General features: G+C 70.2%; 12 protein-coding genes. 4 read left to right on the top strand and 8 right to left on the bottom strand.

The genetic code is table 11. From position 1 onward, the window contains the following. Positions 1–97: 97 nt before the first annotated feature. The 3 genes from ACFXB5_RS50205 to ACFXB5_RS50195 all read right to left on the bottom strand — a co-directional run bounded on the left by ACFXB5_RS50205 (position 98) and on the right by ACFXB5_RS50195 (position 1229). A complete protein-coding gene (locus ACFXB5_RS50205) occupies positions 98–373 on the bottom strand; it encodes a hypothetical protein (protein WP_385221935.1) in 276 nt (91 codons plus the stop codon). After that, the gene (locus ACFXB5_RS50200; protein WP_385221932.1) at positions 370–729 is read right to left on the bottom strand and encodes a hypothetical protein; all 360 of its coding nucleotides are present in this window, start codon (positions 727–729) and stop codon (positions 370–372) included. The genes ACFXB5_RS50205 and ACFXB5_RS50200 overlap by 4 nt, the downstream gene beginning before the upstream one ends. Positions 730–791: 62 nt before the next feature. After that, positions 792–1229 carry an ATP-binding protein gene (locus tag ACFXB5_RS50195; RefSeq protein WP_385221930.1) on the bottom strand — a complete coding sequence of 146 codons (438 nt, stop codon included), beginning with the start codon at positions 1227–1229 and terminating at the stop codon, positions 792–794. A gap of 159 nt (positions 1230–1388) precedes the next feature. On the opposite strand from ACFXB5_RS50195, the gene ACFXB5_RS50190 reads away from it, so the two are divergent. From ACFXB5_RS50190 to ACFXB5_RS50180, 3 genes are read left to right on the top strand one after another with little or no spacing between them, the layout of a single operon-like run. Next, positions 1389–2279, top strand: coding sequence for a helix-turn-helix domain-containing protein (locus ACFXB5_RS50190; protein ID WP_385221928.1), 891 nt, complete (start codon positions 1389–1391; stop codon positions 2277–2279). Positions 2280–2290: 11 nt separating this feature from the next. After that, on the top strand, positions 2291–2491 hold the full coding sequence (locus tag ACFXB5_RS50185) for a DUF397 domain-containing protein (RefSeq protein ID WP_385221925.1): 201 nt from the start codon (positions 2291–2293) through the stop codon (positions 2489–2491). 23 nt (positions 2492–2514) lie between these two features. Continuing rightward, positions 2515–3036, top strand: coding sequence for a hypothetical protein (locus tag ACFXB5_RS50180; protein ID WP_385221923.1), 522 nt, complete (start codon positions 2515–2517; stop codon positions 3034–3036). A gap of 17 nt (positions 3037–3053) precedes the next feature. Here the strand turns inward: ACFXB5_RS50180 and ACFXB5_RS50175 are convergent, their stop codons facing one another. Genes ACFXB5_RS50175 through ACFXB5_RS50155 form a run of 5 tightly spaced genes read right to left on the bottom strand, consistent with a single transcriptional unit; the run spans position 3054 to position 8823 of the window. Continuing rightward, positions 3054–4079: an ABC transporter ATP-binding protein gene (locus tag ACFXB5_RS50175; protein WP_385221938.1), complete on the bottom strand. Its 1026-nt coding sequence runs from the start codon at positions 4077–4079 to the stop codon at positions 3054–3056. 16 nt (positions 4080–4095) lie between these two features. Continuing rightward, entirely contained in the window at positions 4096–5166 is a 1071-nt protein-coding gene (locus ACFXB5_RS50170; protein WP_385221920.1) for an ABC transporter ATP-binding protein, read from the bottom strand. Between the two features lie 2 nt (positions 5167–5168). Further along, complete coding sequence (locus ACFXB5_RS50165) at positions 5169–6212, bottom strand: ABC transporter permease (protein WP_385221918.1); 1044 nt, start codon at positions 6210–6212, stop codon at positions 5169–5171. Continuing rightward, positions 6205–7128, bottom strand: a complete 924-nt coding sequence (locus ACFXB5_RS50160; protein WP_385221915.1) for an ABC transporter permease — start codon at positions 7126–7128, stop codon at positions 6205–6207. Before ACFXB5_RS50160 ends, ACFXB5_RS50165 begins: the two co-directional genes overlap by 8 nt. A gap of 3 nt (positions 7129–7131) precedes the next feature. Continuing rightward, entirely contained in the window at positions 7132–8823 is a 1692-nt protein-coding gene (locus tag ACFXB5_RS50155) for an ABC transporter substrate-binding protein (RefSeq protein WP_385221912.1), read from the bottom strand. A gap of 467 nt (positions 8824–9290) precedes the next feature. Between ACFXB5_RS50155 and ACFXB5_RS50150 the strand changes: the two genes are divergently transcribed. Further along, the coding region (locus ACFXB5_RS50150) for an epoxide hydrolase family protein (protein ID WP_385221909.1) at positions 9291–9987 on the top strand (697 nt) is incomplete at its 3' end.

Genomic DNA, 9987 nt, shown 5'->3' with positions numbered 1-9987 from the left:
GGGCCCCCCCCCCCGCCCCCCCGGGGGGGGGGGCCCCCCCCCCCGGGCCCCCCCCCCCCCTGTAACCCGCCGGGGGGGGCGGGGCCCTCGCGGTCGTTCAGGCCCCGTCCGACTCGGGCCAATGCTGCACCCGGACGATGAAGATGGTGGTGAAGCGACGATGCTCCTGGTACCAGACGATCAGCCGACCTTCGGCATGGTCGAGTAATCGGGATACCCCGGACTCATGAATCGGCGGGTCGCCGAGGTACTTGACGGCGGCGGCGTCGGCCAGCCGCTGGGCAAGTCGCTCAACATCGTGCTTGATCTGGGGATCCACACCGCCGACCACGTTCTCGGCATCGGGCAGGTACTCCCAGGTCCAATCGCTCACGCTGCGACCTCGCGACGTGCGGCGTCCAACAGCAGTCCGATCTCGGCTGAGGCCCGCCGGGCGTCCTCGATGCTGGGTGCTTCGGCGACGGCCGCCTCCAACTCGTGGAGCCGTCGGGCCCGTCCGGGATAGCGCCGCAGAGCCACGAATACTCCCCAGCGCTGGAGGAAGGTGTGCATGGGGACGGTGCTGTCGGTCTGCACCGCCTCCTGCCAGGCGCTGTGGAATTCCTCCTCGAATCGGACGGCCGCGCCGAGGTCGAGGGAGCGCACAGCGACCCGCAGAGCCTGCTCGGTCAGCGGCGGCATGGGGAACAGCGGCTCGTCGTGGGAGTCCTCTATGGGCTGTGTGCTCACGGCGCTGTCTCCTCCGGTATGCCGTAGGTCGTCCACGTAGGGTGATCGCTTCAGGCCAGCGTTCATCCAGTTTGCCCCATCACGGGTGGCGGCGGGTTCAGCGTGAACCATACGGCCTTGCCGGTGACGCCCGAGTCCTTGTCGGTGTAGTCGTGCACGCCCCAGGTGTCGGAGCACGACTCGACGAGCGTGAGCCCGCGCCCGCTCTCGTCCTCGACGTTCGCCGTCACCGGCTGCGGCAGCCCGCAGCCGGAGTCCCATACGGTGACTCGGAAGTCCGGCGGTGTGGGCTCCCAGTCCATGCTGACGTACGCGTCGGTGGTGGTGTTCCGGTACGCGTTGGTGACCAACTCCGACACGAGCAGTTCGGCCCTGTCGATGATGCAGTCGAGCCGCGCCGCCTTGAGGATGTGACGGATGGTGGCCCGTACGACGCCCACGGCGCGTGGGTCGTGCGGGATGAACAGGCCGTAGGACCAGGGCTCTTCGGGCATGCGCATGGGGCAGCCTCCAGGTGAGTGCCTTCTGTGACTGGCGCCATACGTAAGGTAGCGACACGTCGGGTATAGATACAACCCGGTTGGCCGGATGATGGTCACGGAGTGGACGTATCCGCCTGCACCGCGCAACACTCGCCCACGGGTGAAAGGGGAATCCGCATGGGGCTCAGGGCCGATCCCACGTATCGGCAGCGCCGGTTCGGCGCCGAGGTGCGCAGGCTGCGTGAGGCGGCCGGGCTGACTGTTGGCGAGGCGGCTGAAGTGGTGGGGATGCGCCAGCCGCACTTCAGTAACGTCGAGGCGGGCCGGACGAACCTGTCGGCCGAGCGGCTTCAGAAGCTCGCTCAGGCGCTCAGCGGTACATATACCTACCCTGTTGACGACTTGCTGGCCCTGGGGCAGGAATCCGGGAAGGGATGGTGGAGCGACTACCGCACGACCCTCGGTGCGACTCACCTCGATTTGGCAGAGCTGGAGGCCGGAGCCGTTGCCCTGCGCAACTACGAGTTGCTGTTCATTCCGGGGCTGCTCCAGACCTTCGAGTACGCCACCGCCGTCCACCGCAGTGTCTTCTCCCCTGCGGCGAACGAGGTACGGGAGACGGCCGTCGAGTTCCGGATGCGGCGTCAGCAGGTCCTCATCGGTGACCAACCCCCTCGGTTGCACGCCATCATTCATGAGGCGGCGCTGCGCGTGCTGTACGGAGGCCGGGCGGTGATGCGCGATCAGCTCTTGCGGCTGATCGAGGTGTCACGACTGCCGAATGTGACGATCCAGGTGATCTCGCTCGACGATGAGGGCCGTAGCGCGTTCAGCCACCCGTTTATGCTGATCGAATCGGACGTGGTGGAACTGGGGACGGTGCTGGTCGACCAATTGGGCAAGACCCAGTACCTTGACGACCGTCAATCGTTCGCCGAATACGGACGGTCGTTCGCCGAACTGAGCGAGCTGGCCCTGCCGTCCATCGATGCCGAGGCCGCGCCCGAGGCCCGTACGGTGAAGGACTCGCTCGGGCTCATCCAGCACATCCTGTATCCCCTGCTCTAGGAGACGTCCGCATGCCCGCGCTTCAGTGGCACAAGTCCAGCTTCAGCTCCGGGGACGCCGCCAACTGCGTGGAACTCGCCGCCGACTCCGTCGGCACCCCCCACCTCCGCGAGAGCGACGACCCGGAGGCCGTCATATCCACGACCCCGGCCGCGCTCCGCGCGTTTCTGCGGGCCGCGAAGGTGGGGGCATTCGACCGTCTCGAAGGGTGAGCCGCACGCCGTAGGGTCGTGGCATGACGGTCCCTCACCCTCCGGTCTATCAGGAGTATTACGCCCGCACTCCTTTTCAGCTCTTCTCGGGCGTCGGCTGGAAGCGGCTGGTGGCCTTCCGGGCCGATGAGTCGGGCGTCACCCTGGGCGGCCCCGTGACGCGCTACCGCCGGTTCACGACCGTCGTGCCGTGGCGGGACATCGAAGCCGTCGTTCTGTGGTCCACGAAGAAGACCATGGAGAGGCCGATACGGCGGATAGGTCTGAAGCTGCGGCCGGGCGTGCCGGACCTTCCCGGCCTCAATCAGCAGCTCACCCCGCAGCTCGCCGCGAGTATCGCGCCGCATATCGAGTACGAAGTCATCAAGAACAGCCGATTCGTCGGCTTCTGGAAGGTGGACCATCCCCGGCTCTTCACCGCCATGCAAGCGTTCGCGCCCCACGTGCGGCTGCGTGTCCACCCGGTGCACAAGGTGGTGCCTCAGGGGCCGGGCACGAAGCTGGGGAACGACTCCGGTGGGAGCATTTTCGACATCTTGCCCTGAACATCTTGCCCTGAACGTCATGCGCTGACCTCCGCGCGCTCCTCCGCGAAGTGGCATGCCGAGGCGTGGGCGGCCGGGCCCGCCAGGCCCGACGGCACCGCCAGCGCCGGAACCTCCACCGCGCAGCGCTCCTGGGCCTTCCAGCAGCGGGTGCGGAAGCGGCAGCCAGTCGGTGGGTTGGCCGGGGAGGGGACGTCGCCCGTCAGGAGGATGCGGGTGGGGCGGGTGCGCGGCTCCGGGTCGGGGGCCGGGACGGCCGACAGCAGGGCCTGGGTGTAGGGGTGCGTCGGGTGGTCGTAGATCTCGGGGCCGGTGCCCGTCTCGGCGAAGCGGCCCAGGTACATCACAGCCACCCGGTCGGAGATATGGCGGACCACCGACAGGTCGTGGGCGATGAAGACGTAGGACAGGTTGAACTCGTCCTGGAGGGCCTCCATCAGGTTGACCACCTGTGCCTGGACGGAGACGTCCAGCGCCGAGACCGGTTCGTCCGCGACGATGATCTCCGGTCGTAGCGCCAGACCCCGGGCGATGCCGATGCGCTGGCGCTGGCCTCCGGAGAACTGGTGGGGGTAGCGGTTGATGTGCTCCGGGTTCAGCCCCACCACGTCCAGGAGTTCCTGGACCGCCCGCCGCCGGTCGCCCTTCGGGGCCGCCTCGGAGTGGATCTCGAAGGGCTCTCCGATGATGTCGCCCACCGTCATCCGGGGGTTGAGCGAGGTGTACGGGTCCTGGAAGACCATCTGGATGTTGCGGCGGACGGCCCGCAGCGCCCGGCCCGACAGCCGGGCGATGTCCTCGCCCCGGTAGTGGATCGTCCCGGCGGTCGGCCGTTCCAGGCTGACCAGCAGCTTGGCGACGGTGGACTTGCCGCAGCCGGACTCGCCGACGATGCCGAGGGTCTCCCCGCGCCGCAGGGTGAAGGAGACCGTGTCGACCGCCCGGACCGCGCCGATCCGCCGCTTCACCAGCACCCCCCGCGTCAGCGGATAGTGCTTGGCCAGGTCGCGGACCTCCAGGACCGGCTCATCGGGCTCGGGCATGTGCTCGGGCATGTGCTCAGGCATGCAGCTCCTCCTTCCAGAAGTGGCAGGCGCTGGCCCGACCGTCGGACGCGGAGGATGCCGGGGCCGCGCCCGCCGCCGTCACCTCGTACAGCGGCGGCCGTTCGACGCGGCAGACCTCCTGGGCGCGCGGGCAGCGGGGGTGGAAGGGGCAGCCGGAGGGCAGGGCGAGCGGGCTGGGCGGCGCGCCCTTGATCGCGTAGAGCCGCTCGCCGCGGTGACCTCCGTGGCCCCCATGATCCCCGTGACCCCGGCGGGCTTGCCCGCCCCCGTGGTCCACGCGCGGCACGGAGTCCAGCAGTCCGCGGGTGTACGGGTGGGCGGGGCGGCGGTAGAGGTCGCGCACCGGCGCGGTCTCCACGATCCGGCCCGCGTACATCACGGCGATGGTGTCGGCCACGTCCGCGACCACGCCCAGGTCATGGGTGATGAGGACGAGCCCCATCGCGTACTCCCGGCGCAACTCCGCGAGCAGCTCCATGACCTGGGCCTGAACGGTGACGTCCAGCGCCGTGGTCGGCTCGTCGGCGATGATCAGGTCCGGCTCCAGCGCCATCGCCATGGCGATCATGATGCGCTGGCGCATCCCGCCGGAGAACTGATGCGGATAGTCCCCGGCCCGCTGCCCCGCCGCCGGGATGCGGACCCGGTCCATCAGCTCGACGGCCCGCCGCCGGGCGTCCCTGCGGGACATCCCGCGGTGCACCTCGTACATCTCGGCGAGCTGGGCGCCCACGGGAATCACCGGGTTGAGGGCGGAGAGCGCGTCCTGGAAGATCATCGCCAGCGCGGCGCCCCGGATCCGGCGGCGCTCCTCCGCGCCCATCGTCAGCAGGTCCCGTCCCCGGAACAGCACCTGGCCGCCGGTGATCCGGCCGGGCGGGGAGTCGAGGATGCCCATGATCGCCTGGGCGGTCACCGACTTGCCGGAGCCCGACTCGCCCAGCACGGCCAGTGTCCGACCGGCGTCGACGGCGTACGAGACGCCGCCGACGGCCTCGGCGATCCCGTCCCGGGTGCGGAATTCCACGCGCAGGTCCCGTACGTCCAGCAGGCGGGCCGCCATGGCTAGCGCAGCTTGGGGTCGAGGGCGTCGCGCACCGCGTCGCCGAGCATGATGAACGCGAGCACCGTGATGGACAGCGCCCCGGCCGGCCACAGCAGCATGTGCGGGGCGTTGCGGATCTGGGTCGCGGCCGAGGAGATGTCGATCCCCCAGGAGACGGTGGGCGGTTTGAGCCCCACACCGAGGAACGACAGCGTGGCCTCCAACGAGATGTAGGTGCCCAGCGCGATGGTCGCGACGACGATCACGGGCGCCACGGCGTTGGGCGCGATATGGCGCAGCAGCGTCCGGCCGCTGCTCGCGCCGAGCACCCGCGCCGCCTGGACGTAGTCGTGCTCCTTGACGGTCACCACCGAGCCGCGCGCGATCCGGGAGATCTGCGGCCAGCCCAGCAGCACGATGAAGCCCACCACCGGCCAGACCGAGCCGCTGGTGACCACCGACAGGAAGACCAGCCCGCCCAGCAGGATCGGGATGCCGAAGAAGACATCGGCGATTCGCGAGAGCAGCGCGTCCCACCAGCCGCCGAAGTACCCGGCGAGCCCGCCCAGCACGCTGCCCAGCAGCGCCGCCCCGAGGGTGGCGCAGATGCCGACGGTGATGGAGGCGCGGGCGCCGTAGACCGTGCGGGTGTAGACATCGCGGCCCTGGAGGTCGTAGCCGAAGGGGTGGCCGGGGGCCGGGCCGTCCTGCGCCTTGGCCAGGTCGCCGTGGTACGGGTTTCCGCTCGCGATCAGCTGCGGCCAGATCGCGATCATGACGAGGAAGAGGATGATCAGCGCGGAGGCGACGAAGACCGGGTTGCGGCGCAGATCGTGCCAGGCGTCGGTCCACAGCCCCCGTCCGGTGGGCGCGGCCGGTCCGCCGGAGCGGCGGCCGGGCTCCCCGCGCCAGGGGAGCGCGAGGCGCCAGGGGCCGCGCCGCGGCCCGCCCTTCAGGGACTGGGGGCCGGAGGCGGCGGGGTCCATCGGACCGCCACCGCCACCGCCACCGGCCGGTGCGATCGCCTCGGTCATGTCGTAGCGCGGGTCAAAGGGCTCAGGCATACCGGATCCTCGGGTCGAGCACGGCGTAGAGGAGGTCGACGAGCAGATTGGCGAGCAGGAAGACGATCACCAGGATGGTCACGAAGCCGACGACGGTCGGCGAGTTCTGGCGCAGGATGCCCTGGTAGAGCTGGTAGCCCACGCCGTGGATGTTGAAGATCCGCTCGGTGACGATGGCCCCGCCCATGAGCGCTCCGATGTCCGTGCCGATGAAGGTCACCACCGGGATCAGCGAGTTGCGCAGCAGATGGCGGGTGACGATCCGGTGGCGCGGCAGCCCCTTGGCGACGGCGGTGCGGACGTAGTCGGCGCGGGCGTTCTCCACGATGGAGGTACGGGTGAGACGGGTGGTGTAGGCGAGCGACACCAGCCCCAGCACCACCCCGGGCAGCAGCAGCTCGTTCAGCGGCGCCTCCGGGGAGACCGACGGCCTGGCCCAGCCCCACGTCACGCCGAACAGATACTGCAGCACCGTGCCGCTGACGAACGTCGGGACCGAGACCACGACGAGGGTGAGCAGCAGCACCGAGGTGTCAAGACCCCGGCCCCGGCGCAGCCCGCTGAGGACGCCCAGGGTGAGGCCCAGCGCCATCTCGAAGGCGACGGCGACGAGGGTGAGCCGGAGGGTGACGGGGAACGCGCTCGCCATCAGCTCGGTCACCGGCTGCCCGTTGAAGGCCGTGCCGAAGTGGCCGCTGAAGATCTGCCCCATGTAGTGCGCGTACTGCCGCCACACCGGCTCATCCAGATAGAGGTCCTTACGGATCCGGGCGGCGGTGGCGGGGTCGGGGGCCTTGTCGCCGAAGAGCGCGGCCACCGGGTCGCCGAGCGCGTACACCATGAAGAAGATCAGGAAGGTGGAGCCGATGAAGACCGGGATCATCTGCAGCAGCCGCCGCAGCGCATAGCGGCCCATGGCTCAGCCGACCCTGATCTGCGAGTAGACCGGCACGCTGAACTGATTGAGCGCCACCTCGCTGAGCCGTTGCGAATAGCCCGCGCTGCCGTTCTGATACCACAGTGGGATCGCGGGCATCCGCTCGGCGAGGATCTTCTCCGCGTCCCGGAAACCGGCGATGGCCCGGCCGTCGGCGGAGGCGGCGTTGGCCTGGTTGACCAGCCGGTCGAAGCCGGTGTCGCTGAAGTGGCCGTCGTTGGAGGAGGCGCCGGTGTAGTACAGCGGCTGGAGGAAGTTCTGGATCAGCGGATAGTCCATCTGCCAGCCGGCCCGGAACGGCCCGGTCATCTTCTTCCCCGCCATCTTGTTGCGGTAGTCGGCGAAGGTGCCCACCGGCTTGCCGACACAGGCGCGGTCGTTCCGCAGCACGGTGTTGACGCTGTTGCAGACCGCGTCCACCCAGTCCTTGTGGGAGCCGGTGTCGGCGTTGTACGTGATCGTCATCCGGCCGCCGGGCAGCCCGCCGCCCGCCTTGATCAGCTTGCGCGCCCGGACCGGGTCGTAGCGGCAGGCGTCCCCGCACAGCCCCGGCTGATAGCCGCCCTGGCGGCGCAGCACCGGCGAGGTCCAGTCGGTCGCGGGGGTGCGGGTGCCCTGGAAGATCCGCTCGGTGATCTGTGCGCGGTTGATCGCCATCGAGATGCCCCGGCGGACCTTGGCCTTCGCCGGGCCGCTCCAGACGCGGTCGTACATCGGGAAGGTGAGGGTCTGGATGATCCCGGCGGGCTGGTTGAGGTAGCGGTTGCCGAGATCGGAGCGGACGAACTTCAACTGCTGCGCCGGGACATCGTCGACCAGATCGAGATTGCCCGCCTGGAGATCGGTGTAGGCGGTATTGCTGTCCGTGTAGACGCGCAGGTCGACGCCTTTGTTACGGGCCTTGTCCGGGCCGGGGTAGCCGTCCCAGGCGCGCAGCTTCATCACCGAGCCCTTGGCGTACGACCGCACCTGGTACGGGCCGTTGCCGATGGGCTTCCTCAGCCAGGCGGCGTGGTCCTCGAAGAACGCCCGGGGCAGCGGCACATAGGCGTTGTAGCCGAGGGTCTTGGGCCAGGTGGAGAACTTCTGGGTGAGCCGGACGGTGAAGGTCCGGTCGTTCCTGACCCGCAGCCCGGAGAGGGCTTTGGCGGTGGGGGCGCCGCCAGAGGCGGGGTGGACCTTGTCATAGCCCTCGATGTACTCGAAGAAGTAGGCGTTGCGCTGCTTGTGGTCGATCCGGGCGCCGTAGTTCCAGGCATTCACGAAGGACGCGGCGGTGACCTTCTCCCCATTGGCGAACCGTCGGCCCTTCTTGAGGGTGATGGTGTAGTTCCGCTGGTCGGAGCTCTCGATCCGCTCCGCGAGCGCGTTCTTGGCCTCGCCGGTCCTCGGGTCGTAGCGCTTGAGCCCCCGGAAGATCATGTCGAGGACCTTGCCGCCCTGGACGTCATTGGTGTTGGCGGGCTCCAGCGGATTGGGGGGATCGCCCCAGGAGGACCGGACGACACCGGCGTCGGAACCGCCGCCCCCGCCGCCGCAGGCGGCCACGGTGGTCGCGGTGGTCGCGATCAGGAGGGCGGCGCGCAGGGATCGCCGGGCGCGTAGGGCGCGTACGGGACGCGGGGCGCCCAGGGAAACCCGGGCACGCAGGGAATACGGGGCTCCGCGACGCATGGCGCCTCCCGACGATCCGGTCCAAGATCGGCCTTACGGGGCGTCCGGCGGATACATGCCCCCCCCCCCCCCCCACCCACACAAGGGGGCAGCCCCCCCCCCCCCCGCGGCGCCAGGGGCCCCCCCCCCCGCCCGCGGCCCCCGAGGTCCAGGGGCGAAGCCCCCCACGCGGCGGAGCCGCATATCGGCGGGTGTCGGGAAGGGGCGGGGAGGGGAACAGCCCGCCGCAGGCGACAAAATCAGTCGGACACCACCTAGGCCCATCTGACATCCGCACCGCCGGTGGCGCACCTCGATGACCGCTGTCCGGGGTGGCGGGGCCGGAGGCGCGGCAGGTTCGCCACCGGGCGTCGCGGTTTGCCAGCGGGCATCGCGGTCTGTCACCGGGGGTCGCGGTTTGCCATGCCCGCCCGGGCGCTGGGCGTCGCGGACACTCCCCGTCCGCGACCGCGCCTACCGTGCGGCCCATGGAAATCCGTCCCTTCCGTATCGCCGTCCCCGAAGCCGACCTCGACGATCTGCGCCGACGCCTGGACCGCACCCGCTGGCCGGAGCGGCTCCCGGGCGCCGACTGGTCCGACGGGGCATCGCTCGACCACGTCCGCGAGCTGGCCGGGTACTGGGCCACCGGGTTCGACTGGCGGGCGCAGGAGGCACGGCTGAACGCGTTTCCGCAGTTCACGACCGAGATCGACGGGCAACGGGTGCACTTCCTCCATGTCCGCTCGCCCGAGCCGGATGCCCTGCCGCTGCTGATCACCCATGGCTGGCCGGGTTCGGTCGCGGAGTTCACCGAGGTCATCGGCCCGCTGACCGATCCGCGCGGACACGGCGGCGACCCGGCCGACGCCTTCCACGTCGTCATCCCGTCCCTCCCCGGCTTCGCGTTCTCCGCCCCGCCCCGCGAGCCCGGCTGGGGCATCCGCCGCATCGCCACCGCGTGGACGGAGCTGATGCGGCGCCTGGGGTACGAGCGCTACGGCACACAGGGCGGCGACTTCGGGTCGCTGATCTCCCCCGAGGTGGCCCGGGTGGCGCCGTCCCGAGTCGTGGGCGTCCACGTCAACGCCCTGGTGACCGCCGGGTCGGCCGTCCCCGCCCGGTCAGGGGAGCAGACCCCGGCCGAGCGCTCCCGGCAGGCCGGTCTCGAACGCTGGCACCGCG

Source organism: Streptomyces sp. NPDC059455 (genome assembly GCF_042750115.1).
GTDB lineage: Bacteria > Actinomycetota > Actinomycetes > Streptomycetales > Streptomycetaceae > Streptomyces > Streptomyces endocoffeicus.
Note: the sequence above shows the minus strand (reverse complement) of the source record. Positions and strands in the feature narration are given on the sequence as shown.

Bases quoted from the DNA above. Each gene is read 5' to 3' on its own strand.
- ACFXB5_RS50155 (WP_385221912.1), bottom strand. From the start codon at position 8,823: ATGCGTCGCGGAGCCCCGTATTCCCTGCGTGCCCGGGTTTCCCTGGGC.
- ACFXB5_RS50195 (WP_385221930.1), bottom strand. From the start codon at position 1,229: ATGCGCATGCCCGAAGAGCCCTGGTCCTACGGCCTGTTCATCCCGCAC.
- ACFXB5_RS50180 (WP_385221923.1), top strand. From the start codon at position 2,515: ATGACGGTCCCTCACCCTCCGGTCTATCAGGAGTATTACGCCCGCACT.
- ACFXB5_RS50160 (WP_385221915.1), bottom strand. From the start codon at position 7,128: ATGGGCCGCTATGCGCTGCGGCGGCTGCTGCAGATGATCCCGGTCTTC.
- ACFXB5_RS50185 (WP_385221925.1), top strand. From the start codon at position 2,291: ATGCCCGCGCTTCAGTGGCACAAGTCCAGCTTCAGCTCCGGGGACGCC.
- ACFXB5_RS50175 (WP_385221938.1), bottom strand. From the start codon at position 4,079: ATGCCCGAGCCCGATGAGCCGGTCCTGGAGGTCCGCGACCTGGCCAAG.
- ACFXB5_RS50190 (WP_385221928.1), top strand. From the start codon at position 1,389: ATGGGGCTCAGGGCCGATCCCACGTATCGGCAGCGCCGGTTCGGCGCC.
- ACFXB5_RS50165 (WP_385221918.1), bottom strand. From the start codon at position 6,212: ATGCCTGAGCCCTTTGACCCGCGCTACGACATGACCGAGGCGATCGCA.
- ACFXB5_RS50170 (WP_385221920.1), bottom strand. From the start codon at position 5,166: ATGGCGGCCCGCCTGCTGGACGTACGGGACCTGCGCGTGGAATTCCGC.